Origin of the sequence: Arthrobacter sp. SRS-W-1-2016, from assembly GCF_002009585.1 — a bacterium.
Taxonomy (GTDB): Bacteria; Actinomycetota; Actinomycetes; order Actinomycetales; family Micrococcaceae; genus Arthrobacter; species Arthrobacter bambusae_A.
In genome coordinates, this window is sequence record NZ_MTPV01000054.1 from 64,782 (window position 1) to 82,535 (window position 17,754).

General features: G+C 64.4%; 17 protein-coding genes. 13 read left to right on the top strand and 4 right to left on the bottom strand.

What is annotated here, in order from left to right; all coding sequences use genetic code 11:
• Positions 1 to 90: 90 nt before the first annotated feature.
• The gene (locus BMF89_RS13660; protein WP_078107651.1) at positions 91 to 984 is read left to right on the top strand and encodes a rhodanese-related sulfurtransferase; all 894 of its coding nucleotides are present in this window, start codon (positions 91 to 93) and stop codon (positions 982 to 984) included.
• A 6-nt stretch (positions 985 to 990) separates the two neighbouring features.
• On the opposite strand, the gene BMF89_RS13665 is transcribed toward BMF89_RS13660, so the two are convergent.
• Together BMF89_RS13665 and BMF89_RS13670 are read right to left on the bottom strand one after the other, a co-directional pair.
• Positions 991 to 1,527 carry a hypothetical protein gene (locus BMF89_RS13665; protein WP_078107652.1) on the bottom strand — a complete coding sequence of 179 codons (537 nt, stop codon included), beginning with the start codon at positions 1,525 to 1,527 and terminating at the stop codon, positions 991 to 993.
• Positions 1,528 to 1,571: 44 nt separating this feature from the next.
• Complete coding sequence (locus tag BMF89_RS13670) at positions 1,572 to 2,009, bottom strand: hypothetical protein (protein WP_078107653.1); 438 nt, start codon at positions 2,007 to 2,009, stop codon at positions 1,572 to 1,574.
• Between the two features lie 114 nt (positions 2,010 to 2,123).
• Between BMF89_RS13670 and BMF89_RS13675 the strand changes: the two genes are divergently transcribed.
• The 9 genes from BMF89_RS13675 (at position 2,124) to proC (ending at position 11,996) form a co-directional block, all read left to right on the top strand.
• Positions 2,124 to 3,797: a methyltransferase gene (locus BMF89_RS13675; protein WP_078107654.1), complete on the top strand. Its 1,674-nt coding sequence runs from the start codon at positions 2,124 to 2,126 to the stop codon at positions 3,795 to 3,797.
• A gap of 36 nt (positions 3,798 to 3,833) precedes the next feature.
• Positions 3,834 to 4,475 (top strand): winged helix-turn-helix domain-containing protein, encoded by a 642-nt coding sequence (locus tag BMF89_RS13680; protein ID WP_078107655.1) that lies wholly within the window; start codon positions 3,834 to 3,836, stop codon positions 4,473 to 4,475.
• A gap of 120 nt (positions 4,476 to 4,595) precedes the next feature.
• Complete coding sequence (topA, locus tag BMF89_RS13685) at positions 4,596 to 7,322, top strand: type I DNA topoisomerase (protein WP_078107656.1); 2,727 nt, start codon at positions 4,596 to 4,598, stop codon at positions 7,320 to 7,322.
• A 488-nt stretch (positions 7,323 to 7,810) separates the two neighbouring features.
• The gene (locus BMF89_RS22785; protein ID WP_366214906.1) at positions 7,811 to 8,176 is read left to right on the top strand and encodes a hypothetical protein; all 366 of its coding nucleotides are present in this window, start codon (positions 7,811 to 7,813) and stop codon (positions 8,174 to 8,176) included.
• 15 nt (positions 8,177 to 8,191) lie between these two features.
• Entirely contained in the window at positions 8,192 to 8,323 is a 132-nt protein-coding gene (locus tag BMF89_RS22790) for a hypothetical protein (protein ID WP_366214907.1), read from the top strand.
• A 132-nt stretch (positions 8,324 to 8,455) separates the two neighbouring features.
• The gene (locus BMF89_RS13695; RefSeq protein WP_078107657.1) at positions 8,456 to 8,938 is read left to right on the top strand and encodes an SseB family protein; all 483 of its coding nucleotides are present in this window, start codon (positions 8,456 to 8,458) and stop codon (positions 8,936 to 8,938) included.
• 71 nt (positions 8,939 to 9,009) lie between these two features.
• The gene (locus tag BMF89_RS13700; RefSeq protein WP_171983495.1) at positions 9,010 to 10,074 is read left to right on the top strand and encodes a Ppx/GppA phosphatase family protein; all 1,065 of its coding nucleotides are present in this window, start codon (positions 9,010 to 9,012) and stop codon (positions 10,072 to 10,074) included.
• A 1-nt stretch (position 10,075) separates the two neighbouring features.
• Positions 10,076 to 10,912 carry a sugar phosphate isomerase/epimerase gene (locus BMF89_RS13705; RefSeq protein WP_078107659.1) on the top strand — a complete coding sequence of 279 codons (837 nt, stop codon included), beginning with the start codon at positions 10,076 to 10,078 and terminating at the stop codon, positions 10,910 to 10,912.
• Between the two features lie 253 nt (positions 10,913 to 11,165).
• Positions 11,166 to 11,996, top strand: coding sequence for a pyrroline-5-carboxylate reductase (gene proC, locus BMF89_RS13710; protein ID WP_078107660.1), 831 nt, complete (start codon positions 11,166 to 11,168; stop codon positions 11,994 to 11,996).
• 22 nt (positions 11,997 to 12,018) lie between these two features.
• Here proC and BMF89_RS13715 read toward each other — a convergent pair whose 3' ends face one another.
• Both BMF89_RS13715 and BMF89_RS13720 read right to left on the bottom strand, forming a co-directional pair.
• Entirely contained in the window at positions 12,019 to 12,657 is a 639-nt protein-coding gene (locus BMF89_RS13715; RefSeq protein WP_171983496.1) for a TrkA family potassium uptake protein, read from the bottom strand.
• A 40-nt stretch (positions 12,658 to 12,697) separates the two neighbouring features.
• A complete protein-coding gene (locus BMF89_RS13720; RefSeq protein ID WP_078107662.1) occupies positions 12,698 to 14,131 on the bottom strand; it encodes a potassium transporter TrkG in 1,434 nt (477 codons plus the stop codon).
• 110 nt (positions 14,132 to 14,241) lie between these two features.
• Here BMF89_RS13720 and BMF89_RS13725 point away from each other — a divergent pair, with 110 nt between their 5' ends.
• From BMF89_RS13725 to gdhA, 3 genes are all read left to right on the top strand, one after another.
• A complete protein-coding gene (locus BMF89_RS13725) occupies positions 14,242 to 15,453 on the top strand; it encodes an acetoin utilization protein AcuC (protein ID WP_078107663.1) in 1,212 nt (403 codons plus the stop codon).
• 95 nt (positions 15,454 to 15,548) lie between these two features.
• Positions 15,549 to 16,133 (top strand): metalloregulator ArsR/SmtB family transcription factor, encoded by a 585-nt coding sequence (locus tag BMF89_RS13730; RefSeq protein WP_078107664.1) that lies wholly within the window; start codon positions 15,549 to 15,551, stop codon positions 16,131 to 16,133.
• A gap of 198 nt (positions 16,134 to 16,331) precedes the next feature.
• A complete protein-coding gene (gene gdhA, locus BMF89_RS13735; protein WP_078107665.1) occupies positions 16,332 to 17,669 on the top strand; it encodes an NADP-specific glutamate dehydrogenase in 1,338 nt (445 codons plus the stop codon).
• Positions 17,670 to 17,754 lie beyond the last annotated feature (85 nt).

Sequence of the window (17,754 nt, forward strand, 5' to 3'; positions counted from 1 at the left end):
GGGCCGGTCAGTAACAGCTCCATTAACACTTTGGGCAGCCGGAAAGCGGCTCGACGCACGGGTTTGGGGCCACCAAGTACCCTTAAATACGTGGCTTTGAACAGAATTGTGCTCTTCTATGGCTTTACCCCGATCGCAGACCCGGACGCCGTTCGGCTCTGGCAGCGTGCCCTGTGCGAGAAGCTCGGCCTGACCGGGCGCATCCTTATTTCGCGGGACGGCATCAACGCCACAGTCGGTGGGGAACTGAACAACGTCAAGCAGTATGTGAAGACCACCAAGGAGTACAAGGGTTTCCACGATATCGACTTCAAATGGTCCGAAGGCGGAGCGGCCGACTTTCCGAGGCTCAGCGTCAAGGTGCGGGATGAAATCGTGTCCTTCGGTGCCCCCGGGGAACTGAAGGTTGATGCGAACGGCGTCGTCGGCGGTGGCACCCACCTTCAGCCTGAACAGCTCCATGCACTCCTGGAGGAGAAGAAGGCAAGTGGGCAGGAAGTAAAGTTCTTCGACGGGCGCAACGCCTTCGAAGCCCAGATCGGCAAGTTCAAGGACGCAATCGTTCCCGACGTCGCCACCACCCACGACTTCATCAAGGAACTCGACTCGGGTAAATACGACGACCTCAAGGACCAGCCTGTGGTCACCTACTGCACCGGCGGCATCCGTTGCGAAGTCCTGTCCAGCCTCATGGTGAACCGCGGCTTCAAGGAGGTTTACCAACTCGACGGCGGGATTGTCCGTTACGGCGAAACATACAAGGACCAAGGCCTGTGGGAAGGCTCCCTGTACGTTTTCGACAAGCGCATGCACCTGGAATTCAGTGAGGAAGCCAAGACCATCGGCCAGTGCGTCCGCTGCCAGGCACCCACCAACAAGTTTGAGAATTGTTCCAACCTGAGCTGCCGCAACCTCACTCTGTATTGCGCGGAATGTGCGTCGAGCCCGGAAACGTTGCGTTGCCCGGAAGGCTGCGCCGCCTAGCTCCGGTCAGATCCGGCTCACCCGGTACGCGAAGTCCGCCGGAGAATTGGCGGTGATCGTCATTCCCAGGACGGCGTCCTTCTCCAGCTGCAGGACTTTGACCCGTGTGGTGCCGCACCGCAACATCACCTCGACGAGGACGCCGCTTCCGTTTCGAACGGTGAAATCGGCACTGCGGGCACCACGGCACGCCAGCGTCACCGCATACGTTCCCCCGGGAAGCCGGGTGGTCTCTTCGTCGCGGGATTCACCGGCGGACAACAGGCCGAAGCTGCTGTAGAAGGACAGCCCGTTGACGTCCGGAAGGACATCCTGCGCCCACGACTTCAGGGCATCGCCCGTGATAGTCTGGCTCAACGACGGATCGCGGGGCAGCGTCGGCTCGGTGATGACCGGCGACGGCGTACTGCTCGCCGGCGCGCTGCCGTCGTCGTAGGAGTATTCGCACGACGCCAACGTGCCACACGCGAGCACACCGCAAAGCACGACGGCGGGAATCGCCGGCCGCGTCATCGGTACCTTCAGGGCGCGCGCCCACCCCATAAGCCGACTCTACGCCTGGCCGAAACCCCGAACGAAGGGGGCAGCTACGAAGCCGGCACCAGTTGGTACGCGTAGATCACGGGAGCGTCCACGCTGCTTGCGCTGATGCTCACCGGACCGGTCGAGGGAATCTTGATGCGGGATGTCTCGCGGCTGCCAAAGCAGGCTGCCCCGGCCTCGGTAATCCGGGTTCCACCCGAGGAAACGTCGAAGAAGGCCTTGCCGCCGCCGTCGCACGCAACAGTCAAAATGTAGCTTCCCGCAGCGACGCTGGCGAAGTTCTTGACCAAGGGATCGCGGTTCGGGATTTTTCCAGAGTCCTCCAAGACCACTCCGGCCACCGAGGGCATGGTGGTCGCCTTCCACGCGGGGACGTCGGCGTTGGAGACAGATCTCCCGGAGGAGCACGCCGTCACCGCAAGGATGCCTGCGCCAATGACCAGAAGTGCAGCGCGACGCCAAATGGAGGGGTGAAATGCCATGATTCAACGCTACCTGCTCCAACGGCTCCCCGCCGACGTCGCAGCCGCCGCAGCCGCCGGACCGAGGAAGGCGCGGACGACGCCGCCAGCCGCTGCCCCCAATAGACTTGCACGGTGACTGATCCCGCAACGCCCGCCACCTTTGGGACCGCCCCCACAACCCTCGACGCTCCCCGCAGCGACCTTCCCGCGCTGCTCACAGCGCTCGCCGAAGACCTGCGACACGTCGGCTACACCGTGGACGGAGTGGCAGGGCTGCTGGGACAGTCCGCCCACGCGGCCCTCGCCCGGGACCAGCTCATCCCCGCACTCATCGTCACCGAACCGGCTGCTTCCGCCGGAAACCCGGCGACGGACCGAGCGAAAGCCGCGCTCGCCGTCGTCGTGCGCTTGTGGCTTCTCGCCGTCCCCCAAACCGAAGCCGAGCTCGACGCCGCCCTGCCGCGCGTCCGCACCTCAGGCTTGGTGGAGCTCGGTTTGGTGGAGAAGAACGACGGCGGTGCTGTCGCCGCCAAGGTGGATTTGCGGCCGTACGGTTGGGAGGGCGACTCCGGAGCAGACAACAGCGGAAGCGGCGGCGCCGAACTGTGGGTTTCCAGCGATCTCGCCGCCCACCAGCAGCCCGGTGTGCTCCGGCATGACCATGTGCTGGGCATCGGGCAGGCCTCCACCACGCTTGTCCAGACCACCATACGGCGGCACTCGAAACGCGCCTTGGACCTCGGGACGGGTTGCGGAATCCAGACCTTCCACCTCCTGCACCACAGCGAGCACGTCACGGCGACGGACATCTCCGAGCGGGCCCTCGCGTTCACCCGTTTCAACCTGATGCTCAATGCCGAGGCCCTGCACCTTGACCCGGCCAATCTCGAGTCCCGCGTGAGCTTGCGGCTGGGTTCGCTCCTGGAACCCGTGGCAGGCGAAACTTTCGATCTAGTAGTGTCCAATCCGCCTTTCGTGATTACCCCGCGAAGTGTCGGCGAGCAATCTTCGGATCAGTTCACGTACCGCGACGGCGGCCTCCCCGGCGACGACATCGTCGCCAACCTCGTCCGCACGCTGCCCGACGTCCTCGCGCCCGGCGGCACGGCGCAGATGCTCGGCAATTGGGAGATCCCTGCGGGCAGCGGCTGGAGCGACCGGCCTTCGTCTTGGCTCGCCGGGTCCGGCACCGAGGCGTGGTTCATCCAGAGGGAACAGGTGAGCCCCGAGCTGTACGCGGAGACCTGGCTGCAGGACGCCTCCGAGGGGCGCGACCGCGAGCTCTACCGTGCTGCCTACGCCGCCTACCTGGAGGATTTCGCCTCCCGCGATGTGGAGGCCATTGGCTTCGGAATGATCTGGCTGCGGCGGCCCGAGGCCCTGCGTCCGGGGACTGCGTCCGCCCGTTTCGAAGAAATCACCTACCCCATCGAGCAACCGATCGGTCCACACCTCGCCGCCGCCGTCGAACGCGCCGACTGGCTGGACGCCCACGAGCTCTCCGAGGCCCACCTGGTGGTGGCCGAGGACGTGACCGAGGAACGCCACCAGCGGCCCGGCGCCGAGCACCCCGGCGTCATCCTTTTGCGCCAAGGCGCGGGGCTCCGCAGGACGAACCTGTTGAGCACGGAGCTGGCCGGCTTCGTGTCGGCATGTGACGGCGAGTTGTCCGTCCGCCAGCTGATCGGCGCCCTGGCCGCCCTGCTGGGTGGAGAGGAGGACTTCGACGACGACGCGTTCCGCACCGGGTTGCTCTCGGATGTGGGGAACCTGGTCCGCGACGGCTTCCTGCTCCCCGCGGCGTAGGGCACTTGCGGCGGTACCGGCGGATAAACTGTTTCGGTGAATGAAGACAATGGGGTGTCCACCGGGCTGGCATCCCCGAAGCGCCGGAAACGGCCCGGTAAGACGGTGGAGATCACCGACCCCAAAGCGATCCGTGCGCTAGCCCACGCGGCCCGGCTTGAGGTCATCTCGGAACTGTATTCCACGCAGTTGAGCCGTACGGCCACCGAGCTCGCCGCGCAGACCGGGCTCACTCCGAGCGCCATGAGCTACCACCTGCGGGCGCTCCAGAAGTGGGGGATCGTGACTGCCGCGGACAACGAAGGCGATGCCCGCGAACGCCGTTGGAAGGCTGCGGGTTCGGACTTCACCATCAAATCCGGCGGCAACGCTCCGAGCCCGGAGATCGCCGTCGTCGAACTTGAACTGGACGCCTTCCGGCGTCGGGCTACGGCCTTCACCCGGGCCCGTGGTGAGCGGCGCCTGCGCGGCGAGGCCGCGAACGAGGCAGCCGCCATGGTGTTGTCCAGCGATCTGCTGTACCTGACTCCCGATCAGCGGACGGATCTCAAGGCCAAGTTCCAAGACCTCATCAGGTCATATGACCTCGAAGATCCCACCCGGATTCCTGAAGGAGCGGTACGAATCGCTACGATGTGGTCAATGATTCCGGACGACCGGACCCCGACCTCAACCTAGCCCAAACCCACTGTTCCTCTACAGCACTTGTGCACATGGAAACGCACGATTCTGCAAAATATGGTGAACTAGGCCAATATGGGCACGAGCCCAAGCAATTCATTTTTCTGTAGGAGAACCGTGCCCAGCAAGGCAAAAACCGGCAAGAAACTCGTGATCGTGGAGTCTCCGGCCAAGAGCAAGACCATCGCCAAGTACCTGGGCGAGGGCTTCATTGTCGAGGCCTCGATCGGCCACATCCGCGACCTCCCGCAGCCCTCGGACCTCCCTGCAGAACTGAAGAAGACCTCGGTGGGCAAGTTCGCCGTCGACATCGAGAACGACTTCAAACCGTATTACGTGGTGTCCCCGGACAAGAAGAAAAAGGTTGCGGAACTCAAGGCCCAGCTGAAAGACGCTGACGCGCTCTATCTCGCAACCGATGGGGACCGCGAGGGCGAGGCCATCGCGTGGCACCTCCTGGAGGTCCTGAAACCCAAGGTTCCCGTCTACCGCATGACGTTCGGTGAAATCACCAAGGAAGCCATCCACCGCGCCATGGACAACCTGCGCGACGTCGACAGCGCCCTCGTCGACGCCCAGGAAACGCGCCGCATCCTGGACCGTCTGTACGGTTACGAAATCTCCCCGGTGCTGTGGCGCAAGGTTGCCCGCGGACTGTCGGCCGGCCGCGTCCAGTCGGTCGTGACCCGCATGGTGGTTGACCGCGAACGCGAACGCATGGCGTTCAAATCCGCATCGTACTGGGACCTGACCGGCCAGTTCGGTACCGGCTCCGCGACGTTCAAGGCCAAGCTCGCCGCCGTGGACGGCGCGAAGGTAGCCAGCGGCCGTGACTTCAACGACGACGGCGTCCTCACTTCCGCGAAGACAGTGCACCTCAACGAGGAACTCGCGACGTCGTTGGCCGCCGGGCTCGAGAACGCGGACTTCCGCGTCCGCTCGGTCGACACCAAGCCGTACACGCGCCGTCCCGCCGCGCCGTTCACGACGTCGACCCTTCAGCAGGAAGCCGGCCGCAAGCTGCGCTTCACCTCCAAGAGCACCATGCAGATCGCCCAGCGCCTGTATGAAAACGGCTACATCACCTATATGCGTACGGACTCGTCCGCCTTGAGCGACGAAGCCCTCACGGCCGCACGCCGCCAGGCCTCCGAACTGTACGGTCCCGAGTACGTGCCGCAGTCTCCGCGCGTCTACGCCAATAGGGCCGCAAACGCGCAGGAAGCCCACGAGGCGATCCGCCCCGCGGGTGACTCCTTCCGCACCCCGGCCCAGGTGGCCAACCACCTGACCGGAGACGCTTTCCGCCTCTACGAACTCATCTGGAAGCGCACCATCGCGTCCCAGATGGGCGACGCCAAGGGCTCCACCGCCACCATCCGCCTCGGCGCAGTGGCAAACGACGGACGCGACGCCGAATTCTCGGCCTCCGGCACTGTCATCACCTTCCCGGGCTTTCTGGCGGCCTACGAAGAAGGCAAGGACGAGAGCCGCGGCGACGACGACTCCGACGAAGCCCGGCGCCTTCCCAACGTGGCCAAAGATGATTCCCTCACGGCTTCGGACATCGTTGCTGTTGGCCACGACACCTCGCCACCGCCGCGGTACACGGAAGCCTCGCTGACTGCGGAGCTGGAAAAGCGCGGCATTGGCCGTCCTTCCACCTACGCGTCCACGATCTCCACCATCCAGGACCGCGGCTACGTCCGGAAGCAGGGGTCTGCGCTGGTTCCCAGCTGGATCGCCTTCTCGGTGATCCGCCTGCTGGAGCAGCACTTCACCGACTACGTGGACTACGAATTCACGGCGGACATGGAAGGCGACCTGGACAAGATCGCCAACGGCCAGGCCGTCGGTGCAGCTTGGCTCAAGCACTTCTACTACGGTGAAGACGCCGATCCTGGCCTCCTGAGCATCGTCAACAACCTCGGTGAAATCGATGCTCGCGAGATCAACTCCGTGCCGATCGCCGAGGGCATCACGCTGCGCGTCGGCAAGTTCGGCCCGTACTTGGAAAGCTCGATCCCTACCGTCGACCCCAAGACCGGCGAAGTCGTGGAGTCTGCGCGAGCCAACGTCCCCGAGGACCTCGCGCCGGACGAGCTGACCGCGGCAAAGGCCGTAGAGCTCATGGAAACGGCTGCCCCTGAGGAACGTGTCCTGGGCGCGGATCCGCACACCGGGCACACCGTGGTAGCCAAGAACGGCCGCTACGGGGCCTATGTCACCGAGATCATCCCGGAAATGACCGAAGAGCAGCTGGCCAACCAGCCGGTGGAGTATTACAAGAACGGCAAACCGAAGCCGCCGAAGAAGCCCGTCAAGGCCAAGCCGCGCACGGGATCTCTGTTCAAGTCAATGACGGTTGACTCGATCTCGCTCGACGAAGCCCTGCAGCTCATGAGCCTGCCTCGTGTCCTCGGCGCAGACGCCGACGGCAACCCGATCACGGTGCAGAACGGCCGCTTCGGGCCGTACCTGAAGAAGGGCACGGACTCCCGTTCCATCGGATCCGAGGAAGAGATCTTCACGATCACCCTGGAACAGGCACTGGAAATCTACTCCCAGCCGAAGCAGCGTGGTGCGCGTGCTGCCGTGCCGCCGCTGGCCGAGTTCGGTCCGGACCCGGTTTCGGAGAAGAACATCGTGGTGAAGGAAGGCCGTTTCGGGCCGTACATCACCGACGGCGTCACCAACATCACCGTTCCGCGCGCCACGTCCTTGGAAGAGCTGACCCGGGAACAGGCAATCGAGCTCCTTGCCGAGAAGCGCGCCAAAGGCCCGGTCAAGCGGACCACCACGGCCCGCAAGGCGCCTGCGAAGAGGGCCACGGCGAAGAAGTAGTTCCTTCGCAGCTCCGGACGGGAGCAATCCTCTGCGTGCTCGCTCGTTCCTCGCTTAGACGCACGCTGCCGGATCACTCCCGTCCGGACTGCTGGTCGGATGGTTAGGGGTTCCCGGGTTTCCACATAGCTCGATTGACTGCTTCCCAAGGGCTCCGCTGTTCGCCGAAGCTTGAGCAGTGAACCGTTACGGAAACATTGACTCCGTTGTCCCTGTGGACCCCCTAGCGGAACTTTGGGATTACATGGAACCGGCGAAAGCCCCTGTGGCTTCAGCGCCTGCGGGTCCGGTACGCGCGGCAGTTTCAGCGCTCACAAGCTCGGGAGCGCCGTTGCTTCCCCTGCATGGAAACATGTGGAGGACAGAGGAATTGCTGTCCCAAGGACTGAGCAAGCGACGCATCAATGAGAACCTCGGCTCCGGCTCACTGGTGAGGGTCCGGACGGGCGTCATGGTCCGTGGCACCTTCTGGCATGGGCTTTCGGTCGATGGCCACAGCACTCGACCGCACCGTTCTGGACTGCGCGCAGATACTGAATTACCGGCAGGGCCTGATTCTCTTGGACCATGGCTTGAGGCTCGGAGGCAATCGTGAGTGGCTGGAGTCAGCGTGTGCCGATCTAGCCGGTGCCAGGGGAGTCACCGCGTTCCGGAAAGCCCTGGCCTTCGCGAACCCATTGTCCGAGTCCCCGGGGGAGACACTGACCCGGGACGCGATCGCCAGGCTCGGCTTCCCGGATCCCGTGCTCCAGCTGCGGGTCCAAACACCCGGCGGCGCCTACCGCTTCGATTTCGCGTGGCCGCACCTTCGGACCGCGCTCGAATTCGACGGCAGGGCAAAGTATTTCGACTAAAAGCCAACTGCGGAAGTGATCTTCGAAGAACGGCAAAGGGAGAAGCTGCTGACTGAACAGGGCTGGCGGATCCTGCGCATTGATTGGAAGGGCCTCTTCGATGAACGCGGCCCGAAAGTGCGTCTGCTCAGGCTTCTTCGGGGCTGAGATCGTGGGTGCGGGCCGAGGACTACGTTCCGGAACGCAGCGTACGGCCCGCACCCACGATCTCGTCGCCGGACGGCGGCCCGGGCGGACCGGGAATTGCTTCCGGCAGGGGAACCGTGATCGAGTGGAACCATGACAGATCAGCCGGCAGCCCCGGAATCCTTGCCCTTGAACGACCTTGAGTCCAAGCTCGCAAAGTCCGGGCAGCCCGACGCAAACCCTGTGGACGTCATCCTGGCCTTCCTGAACAACGAGGTCTACATCCTGAGCGCAGACTCCTTGGACAAGCCTGACGCCGCGGTGGAGCCGCTTGTCCTCGCCAACTCCGAGGGCCAGCCGGTCCTCGCCGTGTTCAGCCACCCGAGCCGGGTGGAATCACACTTCCTCGAGGCCGCACCCAACGTCCTGGGCACCCACGGCTCGGCGATCCTGGACAGCATCGGCGACGAGCTGGGCCTGGTGATCAACCCCGGCAGCGAGCACGGCTTCGAGATGGGTCCGGAAGGCATCGCCAACGTCCGCCGCGACTTCACCCGGGCGGACGAAGCCGAGGAAGCCACCACCCGTGCCGCAGATGCGGACGTGGAATCACCCGTCGACGGACCCCGGGACTAATTGCCTAGCCGACGGCACGAATCGGCAGTCGTACTTGCTTCACACGCTTCGATTCGGGGAATAATGGCAGAATGCGTCTTGGCGTCCTAGACATCGGTTCCAACACCGTCCATTTGCTTTTGGTGGATGCGCATCCGGGAGCACGTCCGGTCGCATTTGCCTCCCACAAGCGACCGCTTTCGCTGGTTCAGTTCCTGGACGCCGACGGCAACATCAACGACGCCGGACAACACGAGTTGATCGAGTTCGTCCTCGAAGCCTGGGAGTTCGCAGCCCGCCACAAGGCCGAGGACCTCCTGGCTTTTTGTACCTCGGCCATCCGCGAAGCCACCAACGGCGTCGAGGTCCTCGCCCGGGTGAAGCACGAAACCACCGTGACCCTGCAGGAACTGACCGGCAGTGAAGAAGCCTCCATGACGTTCTTCGCGGTTCGACGCTGGTACGGTTGGGGCGCCGGACCGATCCTGGACCTGGACATCGGCGGCGGGTCCTTCGAAATGGCGTTCGGCCAGGACGAACTGCCCGAACTCGCGGTGTCTGTGCCGCTTGGCGCCAGCCGCTTGACGAGGGACTGGCTCCACAATGACCCGCCCACGGCCAAAAGCGTCAAAGAGCTGCGCAAGTACATCCGGCACACGCTCAAGCCGGTCGTGCGCGAGTTCAAGCAATTGGGCCGGGCCAACCTGGTGGCCGGAACCTCCAAGACCTTCCGTTCGCTTGCACGCATCGCAGGTGCGGCCCCCAGTGGCGCCGGGCCCTACGTCAAGCGCGAACTCCACGCCACGGACTTGGGGCTTTGGGCGCAGCGGATCTCGGCCATGACCGTCGAGGACCGGCTGTACCTCCCGGGTGTGTCGGATGCACGGGCAGCGCAGATCCTTGCGGGTGCCCTCGTCGCCGAGGCCGCATTGGAATTGTTCGAGTTTCCCAGCATGGAGATCTGCCCCTGGGCCTTGCGCGAGGGATTGATCCTCCGCCGGCTCGACCAGCTGATCTTCGATGGCCCGCTGGCCCCGGCCCCGCATGTCGGGCTCGGAGGCGCGGTACCTGTACCACGCTTGGGCGCCAACACCGGAAAGGCCGCGCCCGCGGCAGTATCCATACCAATCCCCATCGCCGGGAGGCAGGCCAACTAACATGAGCACCGACGTCGAGCACTCCGAAGAAGACACGCCGAGGATCCCGGTGGCGCTATCCAGCGCTTCTGTCTATCCGCTCAGCGTCCATGACGCTTTTGCCGTGGCCCAGGACCTGGGGTACGACGGCGTCGAGGTGATGGTGACCAACAACGCCACCAGCCAGAACCCGGATGCCCTCATCCAGCTAAGCCATCGCTACGACCAGCAAATCGTCTCCATCCACGCGCCCACCCTGCTGCTGACCCAGCAGGTTTGGGGTCCGGCGTGGAACAAGATCGAGATGTCCTGCCAGATGGCGCGCGAAGTCGGCTGCAACACCGTGGTGGTCCACCCGCCGTTCCGGTGGCAGTCGAACTATGCGGAGAACTTCGCCGCCGGCGTGCGCGAAATCGCGGCGATGTACCAAGTGCACATCGCGGTAGAGAACATGTACCCGTGGCGTGTGCGCGGCCGGGAGGCGCTCGCTTACCTTCCGCACTGGGATCCGATGGGCCAGGATTACGACGACGTCACTTGGGACTTCTCGCACGCCGCCACCGCGGGTGCCAACAGCCTGGAGGCGATCCAGGCGCTCGGGAGCAAGCTGCGGCACGTCCACCTCACAGATGGTTCGGGCTCGGGCAAGGACGAGCACCTGATCCCCGGTTACGGCACCCAACAGTGCGCCGAGGCGCTGCAGTATCTCGCTTCCAATGGATTCGAGGGCACCGTGGTTGCCGAAATTTCGACACGCAAGGCCAAAGCTGCCGGTGAACGCGAGGAGTGGCTTGCCGAAACGCTGCGCTTCGCCCGCCAGCACTTGGGGGCGCCGCTCGTGGGAGCCTTCGAGATCTAGGTTCCTTAAACGAGAAAGCACCGGCGGTCGATACGGGAAAATGGGGGGAAACCCGTTCGACCACCGGTGCTTGTGGCGGACATCCCCATGCCCGCCTCATCACTCGCACCCTCAATGAGGTAATTACTAAGTTACGGATCGATGTTGGGTGCAGCCTGCGATAACCTTGGGAGCCAGCTGGGAATCTTGGCGTCTTCGAACAGCTTCCGAAACCCGTTCGGCAGCGGGGCAGCCGAACTGGCATCATGGAGCCATGAGCAACCGAATCGCATTCCTTGGCTGTGGGTCCATGAACGAGGCCATTCTGGGTGGCCTGCTGGCTGCCGGAACGGATCCGTCGGACGTCGTCGCCACTGTCCGTCGCGCAGAACGCGCGGCGGAACTAGCGGAGCGCCACCATGTCATGACGATTGCCGGAGCCGAGGAACCAGACAACAACAAGCTGGCCACCAAGGGCGCTTCGGTTGTCATCCTGGGCGTCAAGCCTGCGGGCATTGCCGATCTTGCCCGGGAAATCTCACCAGCGCTGGCCAAGAACACCATTGTGATCAGCGTTGCCGCAGCCGTGTCCATCGCCCAGCTGGAAGCTGCCCTGCCGGCGGGCCAGCCGGTCATCCGTACGATGCCCAACACGCCCGCCAAGCTCGGCCGCGGGGTAGTCTCTGTTTCGCCCGGAACCAACTGCACCCCCGCGCAGCTCCAGCAGGCCAAGGACATCCTCGCCGCCGCAGGCACCGTGGTGGAAATCCCCGAGGAACAGGTGGATGCCCTCTCCGCCATCAGCGGCTCCGGCCCCGCTTACGCGTTCTACCTCGCAGAAGCAATGGCTGCCGCCGGCGTCGAGCTTGGCCTGGATCCTGAGCTCTCCCTCAAGATTTCCCGCGAAACCGTGGCGGGCGCCGGTTTCATGCTCGCCGAGCCCGGAGCCGACCCCACCGCGCTGCGCATTGCCGTGACCAGCCCCAACGGCACCACCGAACGCGCCATCGCTGCGTTCAACGACGGCGGGATACCTGCGATCATCGCCGACGGAGCCCGCGCCGCGGCCGCCCGGGCAGCGGAAATCACACAGCAGCTCGCTTAGTTCCTGCTCACGGGGACGGTGGCTACGGCCGCGCCGCGAACCGTTCCAGCAGGTCCACGTGCCCGGACACAATCAGCATGTCGCGGCCGGAAACCTTCGTGTCCGGCCGGGCGTAGGTGAAGTCCTCGCCCGGGGATTTCACGCCAACAATGGTCACACCGTACTTCGAACGGACCTTGGACTCATCCAGCGTGAAGCCCACCGTTTCCTTGGGCGGGTACATTTTCACGATGGCGAAATCGTCGTCGAACTCGATGAAGTCCAGCATGCGCCCGGAGACCAGGTGTGCTGCACGGACTCCGGCGTCGGCCTCGGGGTAGATGACATGGTTGGCGCCGATGCGGGTGAGGATCTTGCCGTGCGAGGCGGTGATCGCTTTCACCCAGAGGTGTTCGATTCCCAGGTCCACGAGGTTCACCGTGATGAGCACCGAGGATTCGATCGACGTTCCCACGCCCACCACGGCAGAGCTGAATTCCTGCGCGCCAAGCTGGCGGAGGGCATCGATGTTGGTGGCGTCCGCTTCGACCACATGCGTCAGCACCGAGGCCCAGTTCTGGACGAGCGTGCGGTCCCGCTCGATGGCCAGGACTTCGCGTCCCTGCTTGACGAGCTGCTCGGCAGTGGCCGCACCGAATCGGCCCAAGCCGATCACCAGCACGGGCGCGTTGTGCGCCGGCCGGTTGGGGACGCCTGATGAATTAGCCAATGATCGGCCTCTCTTCCGGATAGTGGAATAGCTGCCTGCGCTGGCGGAGGGCCAAGGCGGAGGCAAGGGTGATGGTGCCGATGCGGCCGGCGAACATGAGCGCGGCGAGGATGTAGACCCCCGACGGCGGCAGTTCGGCGCTGAGGTTCGTGCTGAGGCCTACGGTTGCAAAGGCTGAAATGGTTTCGAAGAGTACCCGGTCCAAACTGGCGCCGCTGATGGCCAGAAGCAAGAATGCGGCCGCGCACACCAAGGTGGCGCCGGCGACGATCACCGAGATAGCTACCCGCATGGTGCCCTCGGGAATCGTACGGCCATAGACCTTGACGTCCTGATCGCCCCGGGCCTCAGCTACGATGGCGAGGAACATGACCGCGACGGTGGTCACCTTGATGCCGCCCGCGGTCGATGCCGAACCGCCGCCGGCGAACATGAGCGCGTCCGACAGCAGCCTGGTGGTGGCATCCATGTGGCTCTGGTCAACCAGGTTGAAGCCGCCGGAGCGGGTCATGACCGAGGCGAAAATGGAATGCGTGATCTTGTCGCCGACACTCATGTTGGCGATGGTGTTGGTGTTGTCCCACTCCATCAGGGCCCACAGGACTGCGCCGGCAATGAGGAGGATCAAGGAAACCTGGATGGTCAGCTTGGAGTGGAGGCTCCACTTCCTCCAATTGAGGCCGTGCCGCCGGAGCACCAGCATCACCGGGAAGCCGAGGCTGCCGAGGAACACTCCCAGCATGAGCGGCACAAGAATCCACAGATCGGTCTCGTACGGCACGATTCCGTCGGAATGGGGCGTGAACCCGGCGTTGTTGAAGGAAGAAATCGAGTAGAAGATTCCGTGCCAGACGGCCTGCCAGAAGTCCTCTCCGAGTGTCAGGAACCGGGGAATCATCGCGATGGCCAGGATCGCCTCGATCGTCACGGACGTCGAGATGACGATCCGCAACAACGTACCCACTTCGCCGAGGCGTCCGGCGTTGTTCATGGCCTCCTGGGCGATGAGCTTGCCCCTCACACCCAGCCGTTTGCTGACCATGAGTGCCAGGAGGGATGCGAGTGTCAGGGTTCCCAACCCACCCACGAAGATGCCCACGAGAATCACGAGCTGCCCGAAGAAGGTCCAGTGCGTCGCCGTCGACACAACGGTCAAACCCGTGACACAAACACTGGAAACGGCGGTGAACAGGGCCTGGTGGATGGGAGTGACCGCACCGTCGGCCGATGCTGCCGGCAGGGAAAGCAGGGCGGTGAACAAGAGAATCGCGACAACGTAAGCGGTGAGCGCCAATCGGGCCGGTGAGGAGTTGGCGATGTTGTCGATGAAGTCGCGGATGCCTGTGAAAATCCACAGGCTTCCCCGCTCCGGCTGGACGGTTTGCCAGCTGGCCGGGTCTCGGGACCTCGACTGGCTTTGGGTCATGGCGGTGCTGTTCGCTTCTGGTCGATTGATTCTGCTTTCCTGAGTAGTAAACCACTAATCGCCCGCTGTCACGGGCAGTGCGCTCCCGCCGCTCGGGTAGCCTGTCATTGATGACTTCCTGGGCAGGCCTCCGTCCGTCCCCGCTGCCAACGACGGTGGCGTGGGATCCCGCCATGACCGCGTACAATTTCGGTCCCTCGCATCCGATGGCCCCCGCTCGGCTCGAACTCACGGCCAGGCTCGCCGCGGCGCTCGGACTCTTCGACCTCGAGAATGTGTCCGTCCAAGCGCCCGGGGTCGCGTCCGACGTCGATCTCCTGGCTGTGCACAGTGCCGAATATGTCGCCGCGGTGCGGCGCGCAAGCGAAGATCCAACGACGCCGGACCCGGAACGCGGGCTTGGCACCGACGATGATCCGGCCTTTGCCGGGATGCACGAAGCCAGCGCCCGGCTGGCCGGCGGATCGTTGCTCGCGGCCGAGGCGGTCCTGTCCGGTACAGCGGTCCGCGCCGTCAACTTCGGTGGCGGCATGCATCATGCGTCCCGTGAGCGGGCCAGCGGCTTCTGTATCTATAACGACGCCGCCCTCGCCGTGCAGAGGCTGCTCGACGGCGGTGTCCGCCGGGTCGCGTACATCGACGTCGATGCCCACCACGGCGACGGCACGCAGAGCATCTTCTGGAACGACCCCAGGGTCCTCACGATCTCCCTGCACGAAAGCGGGCTCTCGTTGTTCCCAGGGACGGGATTCGCCAACGAGATCGGCGGCCAGGACGCGCTGGGCACGGCCGTCAACGTGGCCTTGCCCGCATGGACCGGCGACGCCGGGTGGTTGCGCGCCTTCCATGCCGTAGTACCGCAACTTGTGCAGGCCTTCGAACCGGAAGTCATCGTGAGCCAGCATGGCTGCGACTCCCACAAACTCGATCCCCTCACGCACCTCAACCTCAGCGTGGACGGCCAACGCGAGGCGGCCACCGCCGTCGCGGGCCTTGCTGGCCGGTTTTGCGAGAACCGCTGGATCGCCACCGGGGGAGGGGGGTACGACATCACGGGAGTGGTGCCGCGTACGTGGAGCCATTTGATAGGCATCGTGGCCCAACACCCCGTCCGGCTGACGGCTCCGGTTCCGGAGGCTTTCCGGAGCTATGTCAGCGAAAAGTACGGGGAGTCGGTGCCGGAACTCATGGGCGACGGCGCCGACACGTGGTGGCGTTCGTGGGAGGTCGGGTATGACCCCGCCGACGCCGTGGACCGCACCATCATCGCCACCCGCAAGGAAATCTTTCCGCTGTACGGTCTGGATCCCTGGTTCGACTGATGCGTGTTCGCCGGGCTGGCGTGAGGCTGGGTAAACGGCGCGCGCAGGCGAAATAGTTGATGCCTTTTGGCGTATATGTCGCTAGGGTGGGAGGCATGGTGACTGACGACGTATTTGCCGTCATTGCTGAGGCAACCCGGCGTGACATTCTGGTTTCCCTCCGCTCTGGGGATAAGGCTGTGGGGGAACTGGTGGAGGAGCTCGCAGCGAGCCAGCCCACCATTTCAAAGCATTTGAAGGTACTCCGCGAGGCGGATCTCGTCAGCATGCGCGCACAGGGGCAAAAACGCTATTACGCGTTGAACCCGAAGCCGCTCGCAGGTGTTGCGAGCTGGCTGGAGACGTTCGACGTCGGTCCCGCGAAGCCCGCGGCCGAAGCCGCGACGCCGGCCCGCAGCCCCCGCGGACGTGCGGCGGGCCAGCCGGGAGCAGCAGGCCAGGGCACTGCGAAGAAGCAGCCCGACGGCGAGCCGCTGGGCACGTCTCCGGCGACCACCGACGTCGAGCGCTTGCCTGAAACCGTTCCCGCCTCGGGAGCTGTTGCCTCCGCCGCGGGAATCGACGACACCAGGCCGCAGCAGATCGGCCGTACGGTTGGCCGTGCCGCCACCAAGGCTGCGGACCTCTTGGCGAACCTGCCGAACCTACCCAACTTGCCGAAGTTCGGGCGGAAGAAGTAGAAGCAAGCCGGGGCGATCCCGTTCAGGCCGTGATTCGCCCCTGGCCGATGTTTCCTGGAAACAGCGCTTTTCGCGGGCCTCTGCCCTCAGCGCTGCCCGGTCGTAATCGGTTCGGATGGAGACTGCCGCGCGACTAATGCGAGCATGACGGGATTGTATGCAGACCCGCCGCTCGGCGCAGAAGTTGTAGGGAGTCACATGGATTCGAGGCTGGAAGCAGTCCGGGACACCGTCTTGGCGCGGAACCCGGGTGAGCTGGAATTTCACCAGGCCGTCACCGAGGTCTTTGAAAGCCTCGGCCCGGTGCACGACAGGCACCCGGAATTCCTGGAGGGCGCCGTCCTTGAGCGCCTGTGCGAACCGGAACGCCAAATCATCTTCCGCGTCCCGTGGACCGACGACGCCGGACGCGTTCACGTCAACCGTGGTTTCCGCGTCGAGTTCAATTCAGCCTTGGGCCCCTACAAGGGCGGACTGCGCTTCCACCCCTCCGTCTACTTGGGGATCGTCAAGTTCCTCGGTTTCGAGCAAATCTTCAAGAATGCCCTGACAGGCATGCCTATCGGTGGCGGCAAGGGGGGCTCGGACTTCGATCCCCGAGGCCGCTCCGACGCCGAAATCATGCGCTTTTGCCAGTCCTTCATGACCGAGCTGTACCGCCACATCGGCGAATACACGGACGTTCCCGCCGGCGACATCGGCGTGGGAGGCCGCGAGATCGGCTATCTGTTCGGCCAGTACAAGCGCATCACCAACCGCTACGAGTCAGGGGTGCTGACGGGCAAGGGCATGTCTTGGGGCGGCTCCTTGGTCCGTCCGGAAGCCACGGGTTTCGGTACGGTCATCTTTGCGCAAGAGATGCTCAAGACCCGGGGCCAGTCCTTCGATGGCCAACGCGTCGTGGTCTCCGGTTCGGGCAACGTGGCCATCTACGCCATCGCCAAAGCCCAGGCACTTGGCGCCACGGTGGTCGCCTGTTCAGATTCCGCGGGCTACGTGGTTGACGAGGCCGGCATCGACGTCGCGCTGCTCCGCCAGATCAAGGAAGTCGAAAGGGGCCGCCTCACTGAATACGCGGAGCGCCGCCGGGGCGCCAGCTATGTGGCCGGCGGCTCGGTCTGGGACGTCAACGGCACCGTTGCGCTGCCGTGCGCGACGCAGAACGAGCTCGACGGCGACGCTGCAGCCAAGCTCGTCAGCAACGGTCTGCTGGCCGTCGCCGAAGGCGCCAACATGCCCTCCACCCGTGAAGCCGTTGCCGTCTTCCAGGACGCGGGCATCCTGTTTGCCCCGGGCAAGGCAGCCAACGCCGGCGGCGTGGCGACGTCGGCGTTGGAGATGCAGCAGAACGCCAGCCGCGATTCCTGGTCCTTCGAATACACCGAAGCACGCCTTACGGAAATCATGGTGGGCATCCACGATCGTTGTGCCGCAACCGCGGAGGAATATGGCGCGCCCGGCAACTATGTCCTGGGTGCCAACATCGGCGGCTTCGTGAAGGTCGCGGACGCCATGTTGGCACAGGGCCTCATCTAGCCCACCCACCCAACTAATACAAAAGTAGGGGTGGATCAGGCTGCGGTGACCGGAGTGATCGTGACGTCGTAGCCGAGGCTGTTGA